Annotated in this window: 17 protein-coding genes and 1 pseudogene; 5 read left to right on the forward strand and 13 right to left on the reverse strand. The window is 53.9% G+C overall.

What is annotated here, in order from left to right; genetic code table 11:
* Positions 1–32 precede the first annotated feature (32 nt).
* The 5 genes and pseudogenes from AC27KL_RS12690 to AC27KL_RS12710 all read right to left on the reverse strand — a co-directional run bounded on the left by AC27KL_RS12690 (position 33) and on the right by AC27KL_RS12710 (position 2,860).
* Positions 33–629, reverse strand: coding sequence for a class I SAM-dependent methyltransferase (locus AC27KL_RS12690; protein ID WP_487169946.1), 597 nt, complete (start codon positions 627–629; stop codon positions 33–35).
* Positions 629–1,087, reverse strand: a complete 459-nt coding sequence (locus AC27KL_RS12695; RefSeq protein ID WP_487169916.1) for an NUDIX hydrolase — start codon at positions 1,085–1,087, stop codon at positions 629–631. Before AC27KL_RS12695 ends, AC27KL_RS12690 begins: the two co-directional genes overlap by 1 nt.
* 15 nt (positions 1,088–1,102) lie before the next feature.
* Complete coding sequence (locus tag AC27KL_RS12700; RefSeq protein WP_487169917.1) at positions 1,103–1,642, reverse strand: HAD-IIIA family hydrolase; 540 nt, start codon at positions 1,640–1,642, stop codon at positions 1,103–1,105.
* A gap of 271 nt (positions 1,643–1,913) precedes the next feature.
* Positions 1,914–2,009: pseudogene (locus AC27KL_RS12705) on the reverse strand (HAD family hydrolase); the annotation flags it as partial.
* A gap of 20 nt (positions 2,010–2,029) precedes the next feature.
* Positions 2,030–2,860, reverse strand: coding sequence for a helix-turn-helix domain-containing protein (locus AC27KL_RS12710; RefSeq protein WP_487169918.1), 831 nt, complete (start codon positions 2,858–2,860; stop codon positions 2,030–2,032).
* Positions 2,861–2,994: 134 nt separating this feature from the next.
* Between AC27KL_RS12710 and AC27KL_RS12715 the strand changes: the two genes are divergently transcribed.
* From AC27KL_RS12715 to AC27KL_RS12735, 5 genes are all read left to right on the forward strand, one after another.
* The gene (locus AC27KL_RS12715; protein WP_487169919.1) at positions 2,995–4,278 is read left to right on the forward strand and encodes a Gfo/Idh/MocA family oxidoreductase; all 1,284 of its coding nucleotides are present in this window, start codon (positions 2,995–2,997) and stop codon (positions 4,276–4,278) included.
* A 163-nt stretch (positions 4,279–4,441) separates the two neighbouring features.
* Positions 4,442–6,040 carry a spore germination protein gene (locus tag AC27KL_RS12720; RefSeq protein WP_487169920.1) on the forward strand — a complete coding sequence of 533 codons (1,599 nt, stop codon included), beginning with the start codon at positions 4,442–4,444 and terminating at the stop codon, positions 6,038–6,040.
* Positions 6,041–6,070: 30 nt separating this feature from the next.
* The gene (locus tag AC27KL_RS12725; protein WP_487169921.1) at positions 6,071–7,291 is read left to right on the forward strand and encodes a Ger(x)C family spore germination protein; all 1,221 of its coding nucleotides are present in this window, start codon (positions 6,071–6,073) and stop codon (positions 7,289–7,291) included.
* A 23-nt stretch (positions 7,292–7,314) separates the two neighbouring features.
* Positions 7,315–8,424, forward strand: a complete 1,110-nt coding sequence (locus tag AC27KL_RS12730) for a GerAB/ArcD/ProY family transporter (RefSeq protein ID WP_487169922.1) — start codon at positions 7,315–7,317, stop codon at positions 8,422–8,424.
* A 167-nt stretch (positions 8,425–8,591) separates the two neighbouring features.
* Entirely contained in the window at positions 8,592–9,482 is an 891-nt protein-coding gene (locus AC27KL_RS12735; protein ID WP_339321225.1) for an AraC family transcriptional regulator, read from the forward strand.
* Positions 9,483–9,592: 110 nt separating this feature from the next.
* On the opposite strand, the gene AC27KL_RS12740 is transcribed toward AC27KL_RS12735, so the two are convergent.
* From AC27KL_RS12740 to AC27KL_RS12775, 8 genes are all read right to left on the reverse strand, one after another.
* A complete protein-coding gene (locus AC27KL_RS12740; protein WP_487169923.1) occupies positions 9,593–11,566 on the reverse strand; it encodes a glycoside hydrolase family 127 protein in 1,974 nt (657 codons plus the stop codon).
* Between the two features lie 26 nt (positions 11,567–11,592).
* Positions 11,593–16,200 carry a discoidin domain-containing protein gene (locus AC27KL_RS12745; RefSeq protein ID WP_487169924.1) on the reverse strand — a complete coding sequence of 1,536 codons (4,608 nt, stop codon included), beginning with the start codon at positions 16,198–16,200 and terminating at the stop codon, positions 11,593–11,595.
* Positions 16,201–16,217: 17 nt separating this feature from the next.
* Positions 16,218–17,093: a carbohydrate ABC transporter permease gene (locus tag AC27KL_RS12750; protein WP_487169925.1), complete on the reverse strand. Its 876-nt coding sequence runs from the start codon at positions 17,091–17,093 to the stop codon at positions 16,218–16,220.
* A complete protein-coding gene (locus tag AC27KL_RS12755) occupies positions 17,093–18,073 on the reverse strand; it encodes a carbohydrate ABC transporter permease (protein ID WP_487169926.1) in 981 nt (326 codons plus the stop codon). The genes AC27KL_RS12750 and AC27KL_RS12755 overlap by 1 nt, the downstream gene beginning before the upstream one ends.
* A gap of 42 nt (positions 18,074–18,115) precedes the next feature.
* Positions 18,116–19,507, reverse strand: coding sequence for an ABC transporter substrate-binding protein (locus AC27KL_RS12760; protein ID WP_487169927.1), 1,392 nt, complete (start codon positions 19,505–19,507; stop codon positions 18,116–18,118).
* A gap of 292 nt (positions 19,508–19,799) precedes the next feature.
* Complete coding sequence (locus AC27KL_RS12765; RefSeq protein ID WP_487169928.1) at positions 19,800–20,576, reverse strand: alpha/beta hydrolase; 777 nt, start codon at positions 20,574–20,576, stop codon at positions 19,800–19,802.
* Complete coding sequence (locus tag AC27KL_RS12770) at positions 20,573–21,175, reverse strand: HAD hydrolase-like protein (protein WP_487169929.1); 603 nt, start codon at positions 21,173–21,175, stop codon at positions 20,573–20,575. The genes AC27KL_RS12765 and AC27KL_RS12770 overlap by 4 nt, the downstream gene beginning before the upstream one ends.
* A 30-nt stretch (positions 21,176–21,205) precedes the next feature.
* Positions 21,206–21,664: a GNAT family N-acetyltransferase gene (locus AC27KL_RS12775; protein ID WP_487169930.1), complete on the reverse strand. Its 459-nt coding sequence runs from the start codon at positions 21,662–21,664 to the stop codon at positions 21,206–21,208.
* Positions 21,665–21,852 lie beyond the last annotated feature (188 nt).

A 21,852-nucleotide genomic window follows, 5' to 3' on the forward strand; every position in this document is an offset into this window, starting at 1 on the left:
CTCCATTCTGCCTTTGTTGCATACAAGATTCTCTATTTGGCTTTTCGTATTTTCATGATAAAAAATCGGATGTTCGAAAAACGATCGTACGTTTCCACCTTCTCCGTCTCCATGCGCCAATGGGGAAGCAAGTCCAGCAGCTTGTCTTTGCGGTCATCCTGATCAAAATCCATATACATCAAAGCGCCGCCGGGTTTCAATATTTCGCCGATTTTCTCGAATGTACTTCCGAAAACTCCGATTTCGTTCAAGGTGGAGCCAATCATCGTCACAAGGTCAAACTCCCCTGCCGGCAAATCGCAGGTTACAAAATCGCCGCAAACCACCGTCGAAGGATTCGGATGCCCTTCCCGCGCCTGCCTGTAACCAAACAGTCCGCAAATGTCCGGATCGATGTCAACGCTTGTCAGCTCGCCGAACCCATGTAACCGGTAACCCAAATAGTCATCCCATTCTCCCACGCCAATGCCGATGTTGCAGGCTTTGATTCCCTTAAACGCTTCAAAAAGCCTTATAAAAAAGTCGCGCGTCTCCAGCTCAAGATACAGGCTTGGGGCGGACAAATTCCATTGGTAGGCTTCCGGCTCCCGCATGTTCAAATAATATTGCAAAAGATTCGCATCGTTCATCACGCTAGTTCACTTCCTAGTTCCAAAAACCTCTGAATGATAGGCCGATCCGGCGGGCTGATCGAATCCGGAAGGCGGTCTAAACCAAAAAAATTTAATGCTTTGACTTCCTGTCCGTCTTCGGCGATCTCTCCGGAAAAACGGCTGCATACGTAAGCCGCAGCGACATTGTAGACCTCGTCCCCGTGCGGATATTTGTAATAGAGCTCCTGCCCCGAAAATACGCCGAGCAGTTCAAGCTCCTCAGCCAGAAGTCCCGTTTCCTCGTACAGCTCCCTTTTGGCCACTTCTTCCATCGATTCGCCGGGCTCAAGGGAACCTCCGGGCAAACCCCAGCATCCGTTATCCTTTCGAAGCCCCAACAGCAGACGGTGATCTTGAATCAACAACACGCATGCTCCCGCCATGATTAATGGGCGGCTTCCGACTACTTTTCTTAAGTCCATGATATAGCCCATGTTCGCGCCTCCTGCTTAGTCCATCGTCCGCCCTAATATCCATTGAACGGCCTCCAAAATATCCGCGGCCACAAAATCCGGCTCCGTTTCCTTCCAGCGGTGGCGAAAAGCGCCCAATGAGCCTTCGCCCCAGCCTGTTTTCACCAAAATCTTTTGAGCCCCCACTTGATGCGCGGCCAGCAGATCCGTGCTCCCTACATCCCCGATGACGACGCATTTCGTTAAATCCAGGCCATGCTCTGCCGAAGCCCGATGCAGCATCCCCGGTTTCGGTTTCCTGCATTCGCATTCTTCCGACATCCCGTGCGGGCATATGTAAGCCCCGTCAAACCCGTAGGCTTTAAACTGGTTTTCAAATTGCTCGATCGTCGCCTCTCCCCGGGAAATCCGGTGCTGATTCGTAAAAGCAAACACCTTGATGCGGTTTGCTTTCAATAGATCAATCGCCCTTTGCGCATTCGGATATAGCGTAAAATCGTCCGGGTGAAGAAAATGGCCCGTCCCTCCGATCGTTCCGTCGCGGTCGATAAACACCGCTTCGATTTCGCTTCCCATAGTTTGCGCGGCCTCCTAACCCTTTTTCAATTCTTTTAGCGTTTGGTTGATCTGACCCAACGATTGTTGCATCTGTTCCATTCGCCGAAGTCCGGAATACTGGTTTCCGATCACTCCGGCGAAAGCGACAATCAACACAATGACAAGCAATAAGATCACCAAAGATCTCCCCTTTCTGCTCATGAACGGCATAAACGACGAAACCCGGCCTTGAATCTCGGATGTCGAAGGTCGGGTTCTCGGTTTGTAAGCGTTTTGCTTTTATGTAAAGGGGGTTGACTCCCAGACGGTGCAATGACCTCTGGAATATTTCGGCATCGGGCTTCCGAATCCCTTCCGTTTCGGAGATCAAAATTTCGTCGAAGTAATCCCGATTCCCAAACCAGGTTAAAGATCCTTGACGTTTGCCGGCAAAGCCTGCTGAAGCTTGCGGTATCGCAAGGGCGAACAGCCGTTCATTTTCCTGAACAGCTTATGGAAATTCGCGACCGTCCCGATGCCGGTTTGTTCCGCCACCTCGATCATTTTAAGGTTCGTCTCCCGGAGCAGCCGCTGCGCCTCCCGGATGCGCACCAGCTGGACATATTCGGCGAAACCGAATCCCGTGCACCGCTTGAATGTGCGGCTCAGGTAATACGGACTCACGAAAAACCGTTCCGCCACATCTTTCAGATGCAGCTCCTCCCGGTAATGGGTGCCGACGTATTCGGCGACCTCCGACATCGTTTGGTGCAGGGTGGACGGCTGCGCCTCCGGCTCCCCCCGCTCCGCTTGCGCGCGGAACACGTGCACCAGCAGCTGCTTCAGAAGCGATTCCAGCATGACGTCCCGCCCCGGCGAGCAGCCCTTCGCTTCGGCGACCAATTCCCGCACGAGCGCCTCCCCCTTGTACTGCTCCTGCGGAGGAAAGGTTATGACCCCGCTCCGCCCGGTCAACCCTAGTCCTTCAAGCAGCCCCGCGGCGAAATTGATGACGACCCGTTCATGCTTCGGCGCCCCCGCATCGATCGTCCGGTGAAGCTCCTCCTTTTCGATAAACACGAAGCTTCCCCGTTTTACCCGGTAGGTCCGGTCCCGGATGAAATAATCCCGCTCCCCGCTAAACAAATAATAAAGCTCATACCCTTGATGCATGTGCTGGCTTGTCATGCTGTAAAAACCGGTTCGCTCCACATGATCGATCTGAATCGTTCCGGCCGAGTTATGGAAAATGTTCATACCGCGCCTCCAATAGTGCAAAAATTGCGACTTTTCAAGCGAATTGAGCAATATTTATAGACGATTATACTCTATTTGCTGCGTTACAGTAGAAGAAAAGGACCTATCCTTAGTTCTAAAAAAGGAGGCTTCCCATGAAAAAAAAGTACGCCCTCATCGGCACCGGCGGCCGGGCGGTTTTCTTCTACGGCGCACTGGCCAAAGACTTCCGCGAGACGTCCCGCCTTGTCGCCTTCTGCGACACGAACCAAACGCGGATGAACTACGCCAACAGGCTGCTGCGCGAGCGGTTTAACCATCCTGAGGTTCCAACCTATAAAGCCCGCGAATTCGAGCAAATGATTCTCCGCGAGCAGCCGGACACGGTCATCGTGACGACGATCGACCGAACGCATCATACGTACATCATAAAAGCGATGGAGCTCGGCTGCGACGTCATTTCGGAAAAACCGATGACCGTGGACCAAGAGAAATGCCAGGACATTTTGGACGCGGTCAAACGGACCGGCAAGCAGCTTCGCGTCACGTTCAACTACCGTTACGCCCCGCACAACACCAAAATCCGCGAGCTCATCATGAACGGCGCCATCGGGGACGTGCATTCCGTTCATTTCGAATGGCTGCTTAATACGGAGCACGGCGCGGATTATTTTCGCCGCTGGCATCGCGACAAACGCAACAGCGGAGGCCTGCTCGTGCACAAATCGACCCATCACTTCGATCTGGTCAACTTCTGGCTCGGCTCCCGGCCCCAAACGGTGTACGCGCAGGGTTCCTTAATGTTCTACGGCAAGGAAAACGCGGAAAAACGCGGCGTGACCGAATTCTACAGCCGGGCCCGCGGCAGCGAAATCGCAAAAAACGACCCGTTTGCGCTCGACCTGGAGAAAAGCCCGGAGCTCCAAGGACTATATGCGGACGCGGAGCATGAAGACGGCTACTACCGGGACCAAAGCGTGTTTGGCGACGGCATCAGCATCGAAGATACGATGGGCGTCTTGGTCCGCTACAAAAACAAAGCGATCATGACCTATTCGCTGAACTGTTACATGCCTTGGGAAGGATTCCAGGTCAACCTCAATGGCTCCAAAGGCCGCATCGAAATGAAAGTCGTGGAGAAATCGTACGTCAATTCCGGCGGCAAAAAGGAAGACGAGGGGGCGCTGCAGACGAAAAGCATCAAGGTGATCCCGATGTTCGGGGAAGCGTACGAGGCAGAAATCGTCGAAGGCGCGGGCGGCCACGGCGGCGGCGACCCGGTCATGCTGAACGACATTTTCGGCGTGCCGGCGGAAGATCCGTTTAAGCGCGCGGCGTCGCACATCGATGGGGCGATGTCGATCCTGACCGGGATAGCGGGCAACCGGTCGATGAGCACCGGACTTCCGGTGAACGTCGACGACTTGGTGAAGTTTTAACACGAACGAATGACTATCCTAATAAAATACGTTAATGGACATACCTCCTAGGACGATTTCTAGGGGGTTTTTTATATGCGCCCGGCCTTGCCCAAAGTTTAAACGCAGGCAAAAAGGAAATCATGGAATCAAGCGATCAAATCCCGAGGGTGAGGATGCACACATGAGGCTTTTTACAAAAAATAAACAATCCGGGAACCCGCAGCCCGAAGCCGGTCCTCAGCGGTCAACCGAAAGCCCGGCAGCCGAAACGAAACTTACCGGAAATCTGGACGACGATTTGCGGATCATCAAGGAGCGCACGGGCGGGAGTTCCGATTTGATCATTCGCCTGATTGACAGCATGTTCGGCAAAGAACTCCGCATTGCGGTGATTTATATCGAAGGGCTCGTCAATGAACAGGTCATGAACAGCTCCGTCATGCAGTCGCTCACGGCCAAAGATTTTATCGATCCCCATCATCTGGCGGCACCGTCCGAGGTGCTCGGCATGATCAAAAACCGGTTCCTCTCGATCAGCAACGTGACGGATGTTCACAGTTTGGACGAGCTGCTAACAGCCGTATTGGCGGGCAACACGGCCATATTGGTCAGCGGGGCTACTCTCGGCATCTCGGCAAGCACGGCCGGCGGCGAGCAGCGCGGGGTCAACGAACCGCAGTCCGAAACGGTCATTCGGGGGCCCAGGGAAGGCTTTACGGAAAATCTTCGGACCAATACCGCGCTCATCCGCCGCAAAATCAGAAATCCCGACTTGTGGATCGAGAGCCGCAAAATCGGCCGGATCTCGCAAACCGAAGTGGCCGTCATGTATTTGCGCGGCATTGCCAACGACAAAGTGGTGCAGGAAATTTTGCAGCGCTTGGACCGCATCGATACGGACAGCATCCTGGAGAGCGGCTATATCGAGGAATTTATTCAGGACGAAACCTTCTCCCCTTTTCCGACCATGACGAACACGGAACGTCCGGACGCGATCGCGGGGGCGCTTTTGGAGGGGAAGGTCGCCATTTTGGTCGATGGGAGCCCCTTCGTATTGCTGGCTCCCGTAACGATCTTCAAGCTGTTTCAATCCAGCGAAGACTATTACCAGAAATTCGATATCGCCACTTTTTTGCGCTTGCTGCGCGTCATCTCTTTTGTGGTCTCCATGCTGCTTCCCTCGCTTTATATTGCAATTACGACTTTTCATCAGCAGATCCTGCCGACCACTTTGCTTGTCAGCCTGGCTGCGCAGCGCGAAGGGGTTCCTTTTCCTGCGTTCGTCGAAGCGCTGGCCATGGAAATCACGTTTGACGTTTTGCGGGAAGCCGGAGTTCGCATGCCCCGGGCCATCGGCTCGGCGATATCGATCGTCGGGGCTTTGGTGTTGGGCCAGGCGGCCGTTCAGGCCGGATTGGTGTCCGCCGCGATGGTGATCATTGTCGCCTTTACAGCGATCGCAGGTTTTGTCGCGCCTTCCGTAAGCATTTCGAACTCGGCCAGAATTCTGCGTTTCGGCTTCATGATTTTGGCGGGGACCCTGGGGCTGTTCGGCATCATGGCCGGCCTGATCGCCCTGCTGATCCATCTGTGCGGGCTGCGCTCCTTCGGCATCCCGTATCTTTTGCCCTTGGCGCCTTTTATTCCCGCCGACCAAAAGGACGCTTTGGTCCGCGTTCCATGGTGGGCGATGCTGCGGCGGCCAACCCTGATCGGAAAGAAAAACCCGAAGCGGGAAAAAAGGTTCCAAAAACCTTCGCCGCCCAAAAACAAAAACTAACGCCGACTCAAAAAAGAGGTGGAAAGAAGCATGAAACGCTGGCCCTTCCTGATCCTGCTGCTGCTCATCGTTCCTTTGTTCGTCACGGGATGCTGGGACAGCAAGGAATTAAACTCGCTGAGCATCATTTCTGCCACGTCCATCGACCGGGAACGGGATCGTTGGGTCGTTACCTTTCAGGTCATCATTCCGCAGGCCATTGCCACGCAAACCGGAGGCGGGGGCGCCGGCAGCCAGGCGCCGACCACCATATTTTCCACCAACGGGAGAACGATCCGGGAAGCGATGCAAAATGCCAGCCTGGAAACGTCGCGGATGCTCTTTTTTGCCCATAACTCCATCCTCATCCTGAGCGAGAAGGTCGCCAGAGAAGAGGGCGTCGGCCAAATCCTCGATTTTTTCCTTCGCCCGTTCGAAAGCCGGGAAACGATGTCGATCCTCCTGACGAAAGGAAAAGCGTCGGATTTGCTCGAAGTGCTGATCCCGCTCGAGAAAATTTCGGGCAACGCGGTCAAACGGGTCATCGACCAAAGCCAAAGGAATTTGTCCCAGGTGCAAAACATCAAGCTGATCGACTTTGCCGCCAGGGTCGCCGACCCGAACGCAAGCGCCATGGTGCCGGAGCTTGAGGTATCGGGCAACCTCAAAGGACAATCGTCCCTGGATGCCTTAAAATCCCCCCGGAACGAAGCGGTCATCAAATTGGGCGGGCTGGGTGTATTCAGGAGAGATAGATTGGTCGGATGGTTGAACAGCGAGGAAAGCAGGGGCGTGGCCTGGCTTTCGAATCGCGTCAAAAACCTGATCATCGTATATCCTTGCAGCGCCAAAGGAGGCGAACAGGCCTCCTTATCGAGTTTCCGGGTGCTCAAATCGTCAACGAAGCTGTCTTCGGAGATTCAGGGCGGCAAAGTCACGATGAAGGTACAGATCAACGCGAAGGGGGTCCTCGACGAGACCCGCTGCAAAATGGACCTAAGCAATCCGCGGGTCATCGCCGAACAGCAGCGGATCATCGCCAAGGAAATCAACGGTGAGGTCGTCTCCACCTGGAACCGTCTCCGGACGATCGAAACCGATGCGCCCGGATTTCTGGACGTCATTCATCGGGAACATCCGGACGCATGGAAAACAATCGCCCAATCCAAGCACCCGCTCGATGAGATCACGATTCGTCCCCAAATTCGCGTGAACATCGAGCATACAGATATGATCAACAAACCGTATTCAACCTTGCTTGAACAAAAATAGGAGACCTTGAGGAGGTGCAATCCGTGGAAAAAATCGATAAATATCAGCTGATTTCGATGACCATCTTGTTTATGATCGGCAGTACCCCTTTGTATGAATTGGGGATCGGCGTCCAGCAGGACGCGTGGATCGTCATGGTGGCCGGGTTGGCGGCCGGATTGCTGCTGTTGGCCTTGTATTTGTACATCCAGCGCAATCATGCCGGCATGGATTTTTTCCAAATTTTGAATACCCATCTCGGAAAGCTTGTCGGAACGGTTTTATCGGTCTGTTACGTCGTTTATTTCGCTTACGAGTCGATGCGCAACACGAGGGAGTTCGGAGACATCATCAACATTTCCTTTCTCCCCAACACGCCGCTCTCTTTGCTCATGCTCGTCATGGTATTGCTGTCCGGCTATGCGATTTCCAAAGGGGTCGAAGTCTTTTTTCGCGTCGCCGAATTTATGTTTCCGTTCACGATCTTTGGATATGCCGCGCTGTTCTGTTTGATCATCGGCTCGAACATCATCCACTTGGACCGTCTCCTGCCGGTCATGGAACACGGACTGCTCCCGATCCTGGAACAAGCGATTCCGGAAGTCATCAGTTTTCCGTTCGGCCAGATCGTCGTCTTTTTGATGTTTTGGAGCCATTTGAACGAAAAACGGAAAATGGTCCGGGTATCCGTTTATTCGTATCTCTTCGTCGGGGTCCTCCTGCTGCTGTTTAACGTTCTGAATCTGGCGATTCTGGATCCCTCGATTACGTCGATTACGACGTTTCCGTTATTGCGGTCCGTCCGTCTGATCCAAATCGCCAATTTTCTCGAACGGCTCGACCCCGTGATCATTCTCCTCATATACATCGGCATTTTCGTGAAAATGACGGCGTTTTATTTGGGGGCCGTGCTGGGCCTCGCCAATCTCGTCCGGATCAGCCGCCTCAAGCTGACGGTCGTCGTCGGGGCCGCGATCTACGGCATGAGCTTTTTAGCCCCGAATTTTATTTATCACGTTTGGATCGGCTTTGCCCAAAACTTGAAATACCATTTCCCCGTCTTTCAAATTTGTATCCCCGCGCTGCTGGCGGCGATCATCTTCTGCAAGTCATGGAACCATAAAAAAAAGAAACGGGCGAAACAACCGTCATAAGCCGGTATTCCGCCCTTTCCCTTTTCCCCTCAACCGAATGCCTGCCATGCTTCCGATCAAGCTTTCCTCTTCCTTTCCGTCTTCGCCCATTATAATATAATGGAAAAGATGTGAAGCAAGCGTTTACATCTCATGCATACCTTGTAACCACGATAGAAGGAGCCCATATGGAAACGCCAATCTTTCACTTTATTTCCCCGCCGATCCCATACTTTATCGATTGCGGCAAAGCCCAGTTCAACGCCGGGGAAAAACATATCAGCCGCAGCGGCATCGGCGTCTTTGATCTCATCGTCGGCATGAAAGGAGCCCTGTCCGTCGGGGAAGACGGAAACGAATGGGTGGTGCGGAAAGGGGACATTCTCGTATTAAGGCCGGACGGCCGCCACTACGGACTTGCCCCGTGCACCGAAGAGACGGTAATTACGTGGATTCATTTTCAAACCTTCGGCAGCTGGCAGGAAGGAAGCTGCATGGACGACTGTCTGGCGGGACAATCCGGACTCATTGAAAATCACAAGAAAAACGCCTACCTGAACCATTGCGACGTAAACTCCATTTTTATCCCGAAGTATTCCAAAATATCGGAGAAAGCGCTGGAGGACATCGAGCAGTTTTTCCAGCTGGACCAGGAACCCAAGTCTTTGCGCAACTGGAAGCGCCAATCCACCTTTCAATTGCTGCTGCAGCATCTGGACCGGGACCTGACGTCGCTCTCCGATGCGACCGCGATCCAAATCGCCGACAAGATCGAGTGGTACATCCGCCAGCATTACAAAGAGCAGGTCAGCAATTCGTCCTTGCGCGAAGCCTTTAATTACCATCCCAACTACCTGGCCAAAAACATGCTGAAAGTGTACGGCATGACGCCAATGGAGTATTTGCAGCACTACCGGATCGAGCAAGCGAAAAAGCTGCTGCTTCAGACTTCATGGACGGTTGCGAAAATCGCCGAAGAGACCGGTTATCAGTCGGTTTCGTATTTTTCGGCGACCTTTGCCCGCAGGGAAGGGATCTCCCCTTCCGAATTCAGGCGAAAATTCATTACGCATGGTTGACCCTTGCATTGAGGGTTTCCATCCCGATTCAGGTTACTGTGCGGTGCCCGGATAAATGATGAAAAAAGCGGCATGGCCGGCTGCTTCGCCTGCCATACCGCTTACATCCGTTATTGTTCCCTCACCCACACCCTCATTTCGCCCTCGCCGCGGTTGGCCCACGCATAATACGGAATGAACTTGGCCTTGACGGGACGATAATCCGGCAGTTCCCGCCCGCTGTAGAGGCTTTCGCCCCACTTCTCCTCGTTCAAACGCAGGGCATCGGCTTCGATCGCGACCATGCCGCCAAGCAGCTCTTCATCCAGCATGCTGAGGCCGGCCTCTTTCGGAAGCACCAGCTGATGCAAATGTTTCCCGTTATCCGCCTCCTCCAGGCAGTACACCAAAGGTCCCCGCTGAAGGGCGACCCTGCCTGCATTCGCTTGGACGGCAGGGTGGCTGTGAACCCTCATGACCGGCATTTCCAAAGACAACGCAATGACGTCCGAAGGCCTCCACTCGCGCTTGATGACGGCGTATCCGTTGACGACCTCCAGGCTGTCCGCAGGGATCGCCTGGCCGTTCACGCGAACCGATGCATTTCCGCCGCACCAGTGCGGAATACGGAGCGCCACCGCAAAGTGCCGCGTCTTTTCCGGAGTCACTTCGATGGTGATATCGCCTTGCCAAGGATACCGGGACTCCTGCTTCAGCATCACATGGGTGCCGTTCACCTTCAGGTTGGCTTCGCCCCCGATGTATAAATGGTGATAAATCGTATCGCCCTGCACCGAATAAATGTAACTGCCTAACGAAGAGAGCAGCCGGGCGATATTCGGCGGACAGCAGGCGCAGCCGAACCATTCCTGGCGGACGGGCTTCACGTGGTCGTAATTTTTGTTTTTGCCTCCGCAGGATTTCGGGTTCACTTCAAGCGGATTGACGTAGAAAAAATGTTTTCCGTCCCGCGACATCCCCGCGATCACCGTGTTGTAAAGCGCCCGTTCCATCACGTCGGCAAACTGCGCGTCTTGCTTGATCTGCAGCATGCGGCGAGCGAAAAAGATCAGGCCGATCGATGCGCAGGTTTCCGCATAAACGGTATCGTTCGGCAAGTCGTAGTCGTAGGAAAACGCTTCGCCGTGAACCATCGATCCAATGCCGCCGGTGATGTACATTTGCCGGGATACGATGTTGTCCCACAGCCGCAGGCATGCATCCAGCATCTCTTGGTCGTTTTTCCTTGCGGCCACGTCGGCCATGCCGGCGAGCATATAAACAAGCCGCACGGCATGCCCGACCGCCTTATCCTGCTCTCGGACGGGGAGATGGCTTTGGTTGTATTCCAGGTCTGTCGCCATGTTCAGCCCCGGAAAATGCGTTCGTCCCCCGCGTTCATGCAGCTGCTGTTCGAAAAAGCTCGGCTTTTGCCCGCGTTCATTCAGAAAATAGGCGCTTAAGTCCAAATATCGTTCATTTCCGGTCGCTTCATAAAGCTTGACGAGCGCCAGCTCGATCTCCTGGTGGCCGTCATAACCGCGCAGCTTGCCCGGTTCGTTCCCGAACACGCTGTCGATATAATCCGCGAACCGGATCACGACGTCCAGCAGCTGCCGTTTCCCTGTTGCCCGGTAATAAGCTACACCCGCTTCGATCAGGTGCCCCGCGCAATACAGCTCGTGGCATTCGGCGAGATTGGTCCATCTGGCCCCCGGCTCTTTCAGCGTGAAATAAGTATTCACGTAACCGTCTTCCTGCTGCGCGAGCGCGATGATGTCGATCATGCCGTCCGCCAGCTGCTCCAACTCCGGGTCCGGCCTTGTTTCCAGCAAGTATGCAGCGGCTTCCAGCCATTTGGCCACATCGCTGTCCTGGAAAACCATGCCGTAGAATTCGCCGTCCATGAGACCGGCCGCGATTTTGAAGTTGGCGACGGCCCCGCTTGGCTCGGCGCTGTTCACCCGGTCGTTCAGCGCTTCCCATTGGTAGGGCACGACCACGTTCCGGACCAGATCGATGTAATAGCTCCAAAACGGATCTTCGATTTTGTAATTGAACAGGCGCGCATTCCGCGCCGTTTCCGTCGTTTCGGACTGATGCATAAGATGTTCCTCCCAAGTCGTAAAAACTATTTTTGAATGTTAAAGGTGTCCAAGGCTGTCTTCAGGCGCTCTGCAGCTGCCTTTATATCTCCTTCGGTCGCCGATTTGTCGTCAGCGGCGGTTTGTGCCGATGCGAGAGCATCCTTCAACGCTTTCCACTGCTCCGGCGCGGCCTCATATTGCTCCTCGTGATCCAAAACCCCGCGCGCCTGGCCGATCAAGGATTTAAGCTCCGTCTTGTCGTACGTGACGGTAATCCGGCAGCTGGCCGATTGTTCGGTCCCTTCCACGCGTCCGAGGACGACGAAGGAATGCGCCGTCGTCAGCTCGTTATACGGAACCTCGTTCCAGGTGACCGGTTTGGTGCCTTTCGTTTGGTCCGCAAACGTGACGTTGACGGTGGTCGGAAGCTGCGGAGCGACGCCGATGACGGTTTCGGCTTCCACAGGATCAATGCTCAAAACCGGCTTGTTCGAGCCGCTGCCCGGATTTCCGGCAACCGCCTCCGGACCGAGTACCCGCCACTCCTTCACGCCAGTCCAAGCTCCGGACTGCCTGATCAAATGGAGGCGGAGTTTCGTCGTCGTGATTTCATCGAAGGTGACGTCGTTAAAACGGTCCTTGTTCATCGCTTTTCCGGACAATCCGGTCACCGGTTTGAATTCTTTTGCCGTTTCGTCCCAGTACTCCAAGGAATAACCGGCCGGAACCTGGACGCCGCCGCCGTCGTCGTAGAAGTAGACCGAGCTTTGCGACAGCTTCACGGGCCGATCCCATGTATACAATAGCCAATGGGACTCGGCCGGGTCGGCCCAGTTGCCGTATTGCACCTCATCCTCCGGTTTGCCGATGCTTGCTGACGTATAAGGGATGTATCCGTCATTGACGCCGGCAATGGATTCCCACGGCGATACGTAGGAAGTCGTCGCCTTGGCGAGCAGCGCGACGTTTTTCACTTGAAGCCCGTCTGACGCCTGCTTCAGTTTCGCCCGAACCGCCTCTACCTGCTCCCGCGTATAATCCTTGCCCGCAAGCAATGTCTTCGCTTCGGTTAAAGCCGTTTGCAGCGCATCCCAGGATTCCGGCGTGAAATCGTCCTTGTTCCGGATGATTTTTCCGTTGTCCCTTGGTGCATAGGCAGTAATCATATCGGCAATGTCCTGGGTCGGAACGGAAACGGTAATATGCACGTCAATTGTCGTTTCCTTTTCCCAGTCGCTGACGGTCAACGTATAAACGTAGGTGCCGACGTCATGGAACACGGCCTTCAATTCGGCCCGATCCGTCTGCATTTCTTCCACGCTGCCGCTTCCTGACGTTTTGCTCCATCGATAGGTTAGCTCCTTACCCGACAATCCGTCATCGTATATGGCGGGCAGGATCGATACGGCTTCATCCTGCGCGGCCGTCCGTTCGGTCTGTCCAATGTACACCTTCGGCGCCTGGTTGACCGCCGGGGCTACGTTTTTAAGCTTGTTGTCGTAGATCTGCACTTCCTTGATTCCCGTCTGGGCATCAAGCGCATGCATTACTCTGAGGCGAATGGCCTGCGTTTTCACCGTTTCGAACTCGACGTTGTTATAGTTGGAGGCGATCGTTTCGGGATAACGGGTTTGCCCTGGAACCGGCTTCCACGTGTTCCCGTCCGCATCTAAATATTCGAGCAGGAACTGCTGCGGCGTGCCGTAGCCCCCTTCGAGCCGGTCGTTGTAGAAATACACTTTGACGTTGTTGACCGGTTTCTTTTTCCCGAAATCGAACGTGACCGTGTCGCTTGGATTCGGACTTCCTCCGAGCAGCGCCGTATTCCCCGCATGGTCCGTCGAGGCGATCGTCGATCCGTCGGCCAAACGTTTGATATCCGATTCGGGGCTCACGTAAGTCGACGTAATCGTCGTTCCGGAAGCCATGGCCAGGTTTTCGCCTTGATGCTGAAGATCGATCCCGGCTTTGTTGAACAGATCCACCACCCGCGGCTCGCCGGCAAGCGACGTGTCCTTCACGGAGGCGACGCGTTCCTTTTTCCCCTTTTTCTCGTACCAGATCTGCGTGTTCGCATTATTGCCCGCTGCGCCTTCGATATCCGATTTCGGAAGCTCCGCTTTCCCCGTTTTCGTATCGTAAATGACGTGGGACATTTCGCTTGTCGTCAGCACGCGCTCCCCGTTGATAAAGAGCGAAAAACCCGCCGGGATGCCTTTGTAATACGGATTGTTTTGGTATTTGGCCGGGTCCTGCCATACGATGGACAGGTTGGCGTCATGGTAACGCACGTTGTCCACCGCAAAATGGTCGTAATCGATGCCGATCGGCCACAGCTCGATTTTGTCGTCGGTTCTTGGCTGAATTCCCGCAATATCCTCCATGACCGTGTAATTCATCATGCCGAGCGTATCGTGGTGAATCCATGATCTGACCATGTCCCCGCTCGGGTTCGGCGGATTGTCCTTGGTCCACTGCGTGCCGAAAAAGTAGTTTTCCAGCCAAAAGAACTCGTTGGAGTCCAGGTGGTCGGTATTCCCCGGTTCTACGGTATGCAGCCATGCACCCCAGTCGAACAGCTTTTTGTAAGTGTCCGCGTTGATGTTGTCCACAGGGTAATGCCTCAATGACGCCCTAATCGTATTGATGTAATTGCCGAAATTGCACCAGGCGAATTGGTCCGTGCCGTAAGCGTTCGTTTTACCGTCCACAAATGCCTGCACCCGTTTCATGATGCTGTGCTGATCCGCCGTAAAAAACGGAAAAATCGGGTAATATTGCGGATCGCCGTAGTCGGACAGCTGGGTCAAATATTTGGACTGGTAGCCGTTCTCTTTCGCCGTCGGCACGACGCCGAAATTAAACACGAACATGTTATTGTCCCGCCAAGGGACGAAGGTATCGACGCCGTTTACGATTTTTTTGTGGAGGAAGCTGCCTTCTCCTTTCGTGTCCACTTTCCCGTCGCCGTCAAAATCCGCGCTGTCGAACCACATCTCGCCCAAAATGCTGCTGCGGATGTTGCCCGCAAGTTCGCGTTCCTTGTTGGCCGCGCTATGGTCCCCAAGCTCGTCGTACATCTCCGCCGCAGCGACCGCGTTGGCATACGTCGTTGAAGTGCCGTCTAGCCGGGCGTAATTGCCCCCGCCGTTCCAATGCATCGATACCGTATCCCCGTCGTTGCCGGTAATCGGGGCGTGATTGTAATAGACAAGGTATGGATTGGTGCCCTTGAAGTGCTCCAGCGTTCCGGTCACGTCATTCGCGGAAATATCGGCAAACTTCTTCAGCAGCTTGTTCCCGCCGCCGTAGATTTTATAAGCTTCCCATCCCACTTGGGAGGTGTTCTGCATCATGTCCCAGGTCCAGATGTTCGGGCGGCCCGGGTTGTTTTTGTAGTTTTTGTTTTCCGAATATTCCCCTTGCGCGAGCCAGGTGCCGTAGGCGTACACCGGGTTGCGCAGCCATTTGAGGTCCTGCAACGCCCATGGGACGCTGACGGTAATGCCGTTGTTGTATCCGAGCACGCCTTCCATGTTCATCGGGAACTGCCAGTCGTTCCCCGGGATGTTGGCCTCCAGCAGGTTGAACCGGTTGCACCACCAGCGGTAATAAAGCACCTTTTTTACGTTTTCGTCGGGAATGTCGATGTACGGAATGTTGTCGGCCCACCACTCGTTGTATTCCTTCACTTGACGTTCGAAGGCTTCGTCGTTGTCGGCGATGTTTTTGTATTCTTCGTATTGCGTCTTCGATTTCGGAATTTCGTCGGCGAGCCAGCCCATCGTGATTTTTTGCGAGGCGGTGCCGCCGGCCGGGACGACGATTTCCTTCACCAGTCCTTGATCGCCCGGTTTCATGCCGTTCCCGCTGAGACGGACGTCGACATAGGACATCGCCTTGACGAACTTGCTGCCGTCGGTGCCGATCATAAGCGGGGCAGCTACGCGTTTGCCAACCATTTCGTCCCCTTCGGCGACGGGGGCAAACGGAGACTTGACCTGGATCGTCAGCTTGACGTCTTCCGAAGTCGGATTATGAAAGTCCAGCAGCGTCACCGCCGAGTTGTAATAGGTGATGAATTTCTTTTGATGTACCTGCAGCGCTCCGCTCATGTATGTCTGATCCTCATGGCTCGGATAATTTTTTCTCGCGTTTTTGTCTTCGCGGACGTCGCCGGTGGACAAGCTGACCGAATACATCACATCCTGGTTGAGCGTATCCGCGTAATACACCTGCCCGGCAAATCCCAGCTTCGTATTGTCCTGGGTTTTCATGAACAAGGCGCTCCCGCGGCTGAACAACGTGTTGGCGCCGCCCTCATCGTCGATGTCGTCCGGAATGACGCCTTTGTTGACGAGCAGGGAATCAAGCCAGGGCAAATCCTGATGGTCTTTCTTAAACGCTTCAAAATCGAAATTTTCGATGGTTTTCATCATTTGACCCACGGTTTGGCTGCTGAAATCGACGCCTTCGCTTGCAAATTTGTTGCCGCTGTCCCAAGTGGCCGTTCCGAAATCATGCCCTACGCCCGGGACCTCGAATCCCGTCGTATAATTCGCCAACGCGGCCGATGCCGCGCCGCCGGACGCAAGCGCCACGCTGATGAGGGCCGCCGCCCCTTTTCCAAGCCATGTTTTGCCTGTTTTCACGTGTATCCATGCCTCCCTTATCCTTTGATTCCCGTTAACGTAATCCCCTCAACAAAATACTTGTTGCCGACGAAAAAGAACGCAAGGCACGGCGCGGTAACGATGAGCGCAAGCGCCATCACCTGCTCGTAGTTCGGAATCCGCATGCCGTTGACGATATAGAGCCCCATCGGCAGCGTATAATCGGCTTCTTTTTTCAAATAAATCATCGTGTAGAAAAAGTCGTTCCAATTGTTGATGAAGCTGAACAGCGCCACCACAATCAATGCCGGGCGAATCAACGGCAGCATGATCTTCAGATAAATGCGGAAATATCCGGCCCCGTCGATTTTGGCCGCCTCCAGCAGCTCATCCGGTATGGTCATGAAAAATTGCCGCTGCAAAAAGACAAAATAGGCATTCCCCCCTGCACAGAATATGGCCGGAATGATCAAAGCCGGTTTGCCGGCGAGCCCGAGGCTCGTAAACAAGGAATATTGCGGAATCAGCGTCACCGCGCTGGGCAGCATCATCGTGCTGATGACAAGCGCAAACCACATGCCGCGGAACGGGAACCGCAGTTTGGCGAAAGCATACCCCGCAAAGCTGGTCGTGATCACGTTAAACACCACGTAAGGGACGACGATCGAAACCGAATTCCACAGCTGCCGGGAAAAGTCGATCCGGTCGACGGCCCGGCTGAAATTGTCGATGCTGAATGCCGACGGAAAAAACACCGGCGGACGCGCCAATATTTCCGCATGGCTGACGAACGAACCGCGCAGCAGCCAGTACAACGGGAACGCCATCGCAAGCCCGAGAACAACCGAAAGGACAACCAGCAGGCGGTGAATCGTCTGTTTCCGCGCTTTGGTTCGGCGGATGCCCGCTCCATGAATCGCTGTCGCTGCCATTACGCTCTCCCCCTTCGGTTTCGCACCGTCGATTTATCTCTCTTTAGCGCTCCCTGAAAATAAAACAGGATACCGGTAATAACCATTGTAATGAGGAAGACGAGCCAGGCTTCGGCCGACGCGAGCCCGCGCATGCCCGTTTGCACGAAGGAGTGGTCATAGATCATCACGTTGATGAAATAAGTCATCCGGTCCGGCGCGCCGTTCCGCGACAGCACCACGCTTTGGGTATAAATCTGGATCGACGTCATCATGCACATGATGAGCTGGAAAAACAGCACCGGTTTGATCGTCGGATACGTGACCTTGGCAAATTTATGCCAGGCATTGCCCCCGTCCATTTCGACCGCTTCGAGCAGCTCGCCCGGCACGTCCTGCAGCGTCGCCAGAAACACGACGATCGTCCCGCCGCAGGTCCATAAGCTCATCAGAAACAACGTGCCGAAGATGTTGGTCGCGTCGTTCAAAAAATCGACCGGCGTCGCCCCGAGCTTCAGCAGCAGCCAGTTGACCAGCCCGCCCTTGGCCTGATTCTGCAGCAGCATCTGCCAGACGATGGTCGTCGCCAGCATCGGAATGACCGAGGGCAGGAAAAACACGGCGCGCAGCAAATTTCGGCCAACGAATTTCCGGTTCAGCAGCAGGGCGACCGCCAGGCAGAACACGATCACCAGAAAAACGTTGATGAACGAATAGATGAGCGTCACCGATATGGACTTGCCGAATTCCGAGCCGGGACCGTAGAAAATCGTTTTGAAATTGTCCAGCCCGACCCATTTCATGACCTGATGACCACTGACGATCGTGATTTTGTGGAAGCTGTACACGAGGCTCGCCAGCATCGGGTACAAGGTGAGGATAAGAAATCCCAGAATCGCGGGAGCGGCAAACAAATAACCGGCGACGGCCTCTTTGGCGCTCCCTTTGAGACGGGAATGCTTCGGAACGATGTTTTGGCTGGTGTTGCGTTTGATCTCCATATCCAATAGCCCTTTCCTGTACTGAATGTGAATGACTCCCGGCTACTCCGAAACCTTGCCGCTTTCCCACAGCTTTTTGATCGTCGGCATGACGGACGCGTACACTTCCTGGACCGTTTTTTGGCCGGATAACGCCTGGTCGATTGCTTTTTCGTATTCCGTGTTCATCCGCAGATAGGCGGGCACGTAATAAGCAGGCCATTGCACGATAGCGTCTTTTGTGTTGGAATAGCTCAAAATCGTTTCCTTGGCGCTGACAGGCAAATCGGCCGTCCACTTATCGACCAGCGCGGCATCGGTGTACCAATCCGCCTGGTTCGGAAGCCATGCCCCGGATTTCAACAGATCCAGGCTGTTTTCCGGATTCACCATATAGGCGTAAAACTTTTTCGCTTCTTCGATATGCTTGGAAGATTTATAGACGACAAGCGGCGCGCCGCAGTTCATGGTGACGGCCTGCTTCATTTTCGGCAATACGCCTACCCCGATGTCTTCGTTTCCGTTGATGTTCGCCAGATCCCAGGATCCGCTGATGGCCATCGCGTAACCGCCGCTCAAAGCGTCCACCGCTGAACCGATGCCCGAATTCCATGTATAGGTGAAGCTTGAAGCCACCTTGTCCTTGTTGACCAGGTCCGCCAGCTTCTGAATGCCGTCGATGGAGGCCTGCGAATCCCATAAAAAATGTTTGCCGTCGGCAGAAACGACGCCTCCGCCGTTGGCGTTCGCCGCCCAGAAATGGTGGAACTCGCGGCCCGCCGTGAACCCCAGCCCGTAATTTTCCGTTTTGGCCGCGTCAAAGCCGGAATCGGCCGCCGTTTTGCCGCTCGTGTCCGTCGTCAAGGCTTTTGCGTATTTCACGAAGGTGTCCCAATCCCAAGCCTCTTCGACCTTGGTCGGAGGATAAGGAATCCCTGCCGCGTCGAATTTGGATTTGCTGTAGAACAGCAGCTCCATTTGGTTGGACAACCCGACGCCGATCACCTTTTGGTCCGGGGAATGGATCGTGATGGCATCCAGCTTTTTCGGAATGGTTCCGTTATCGATCAGATCGCCGATATCCGCCAGAATGCCCATTTCGTAATATTTCTGGATGTCGCCTTCGCCCATATAGCTGATGTCCGGCAGTTCGCCGGATTCCAGCCTCGTCTGAATGAACGTATCGAACGTCCCGTCCGCCGGCAGCACCTGGGCATGGACCTTGACCCCCGTTTCCGCGGTATATTTCTCGATGGTCTTTTCCACCAGCTGTTTTTGCGCATCGTCTCCCCAATACAGCAGCTCCAGGGTCACGTCCCCGCCTTTGGATTCGGCGCTTCCGCTCTCCCCGCTTGCCGCTTGCCCATCCGTGCCTGCGGCGCTGCCGCCGCAGCCGGCCAAGGCCAACATCATCGCCGCTAACGTTACAGCCAGCCATCGTTTGCGAAATTTCATGTCCTACTCCCCCGTTTTGTTTGGATTTTTGGATTTTGGATGTTCATTCTGCAAATCTCTCAACCGCTTGGTAAGCGCTTTATTTAATAACTATACTGGTTTTTGCCGGATATAAAATCTTCGATTCCAACCACAATTTTAGAAATTTCAACCTGTTGTCCGGCACCTTAAACGCCGGTGGTCATCCCAAAATCCAAAGGTTCAAAAGGGAGACGGGCGTTTTCGGACGACAAAAAAACCTGTTGCTGCCAACAGGCTTTTAATGCCGTACTTCTATAGTTATCATGCCATCCTACAAAAAGTTCATCTCTTTTAGATAACTTTCGATCTCCCGCTTCGTCTTTTCAAAATAAATATTTTCATGCCGCCCGTAATTAAAAAAGCCGTGCTCCATGCCTTCATAGGTAAGAAAGCGAATTTCATTCCCGACTTCGTTCATCCGCGCCGTGAATGCCTGGTCTTGTTCACAGTCTTCGTCCGCTGTCCCGCACATCCAAAGCGTCGGGGGCAGACACGGCTTTATATGATGAAGCGGCGACAAGCTTTCCGCAATATTCAGCAGTTCGGGGTAACGGCGGGTCATGATGTCCACCCCGTCCATCACGGCGGAAAACACGATCAACACGTTGGCGCGATGATCCGTATCGTTGTCTTCATCGTCGATTTCCGGAAACATGTGGGAGGAGACGGTGATATATCCACCCGCCGAAGCGCCGCAAACGGCGATTTTATTCGGATTAACGCCTAATTCCGCGTGATGGTCCCTCACCCAACGGACGGCGGATTTGACGTCGCAGATGGCCTGGATCGGGGTAAAATCCTCGTCATGCCCGTTGCGGTAATCGACGCAAATCGCAACCAGCCCTATAGACGAAAAGTATTTCGCCTGATGCTGGAACTGCGCGGGCGTCAATGGACCTTTCCCAAAGCTTCCCCCGTTAAAAAATAAAATGGCGGGCCTTTCCGCGCCCTGTTTCTCGGGATAGGAAATATAAAGCGACAGATCGCGATGCCCTGCAGATTTGTAAGTTTGGCGTGCCATCGGATAGTCGAATTCGATCGTTCTCATGCCCGGTTCCCTCCTGGGCTTCGTTCCCCCGCTAATTTCATATCCGCAATCATCTCGAAAAAATCCTCATACCGCTCCAAATATAGATCCGCTCCCGGCGTTTGGTTTTGGAACAAGCAGGTTTTGATGCCGATCGTTTTTGCCGGCAAAATGTCGATCTCGCGGTCGCCGATCGCCAGATCGATTCCATATTCGTCATGCAAAAATCGATAGGATGCCGGATCGGGCTTCCTCGGAAAACCGTCGTCCCCGGCGACGATATGCCGAAAATACGGCTCCCATTGATAATATTCAAGGATTTCGAGTACTTCTTTCCGCGGTTTATGCGTCATGATGACGTTGAGATCCGCAAATTTCAAAACCTTTTCCACGCCCGAAAAAGGGGGCGTATCGCCCGGATGAATGGTTTCCCTGTTTCTCCAATCGCGAATCTGCTGTTCCGTAAATCCAAAATGACGGACCGCGTGGGTCATCGAGATTTTGAGATGGGAGTAGATCTCCTCTTTCGAAATCTCCCCGCCCAATATGTCATAAAACATATTCGTAAAAGCCGGGTATGTATCAAACAACGTCCCGTCGAAATCCCACAAAATGTTCATCGCGCACGCCCCCCCCTGCTCCCGTAATATCTACACCTTCAAGAAATAATGATAAAAATCGTCGTCGCGCTGGTATCCCAGACCCTCGTAACATTTTTGGGCCGCGGCATTGTCGGTTGCGGTGCTTAGCTCGAGGCCCTTGGCTTTAGTTAATGCGGCAAATTCCTTGGCTTGATTCAACAACGCTGTGGCAATCCCCTGTTTCCGATAGTCGGCGCATACGAACAAGTCGTTTAAAATCCAAGTCCGCTGCAAGGAAATCGACGAAAAGGACGGGTACAGCTGCGTAAACCCGACGATTTGATCCGACGGCTGATGCTTCGCCAAAAAGATAACCGATTCCCGGTGCTCGAATTTATCGAACAGAAATTGCTTCGCGGCTTCCAGATCCGATGCTTGTTTGTAAAACACGCGGTATTGGTCGAATACGGAAGCCAGTTGCTCCAAGTCTTTTACGGTTGCTTGCACGATAAAAATGGGGTCTTTCATCATTCTCCGTCTCCTTTTGGGCAAAAATAATGATTTGTTGCTTTTAATGCCCCTGCTTATATGAGCGTTTTGCAGTAATCTGAGGCCTTGAGCCGTAAGGATTTTCGGACATAAAAAAGGGACTTCACCCCAACTTGGAGAAGTTTTCAAGTGACCAAACCCAAAAACCTCAAGGATGGAGGAAGTCA

This window comes from Paenibacillus sp. YAE3 (genome assembly GCF_057546105.1).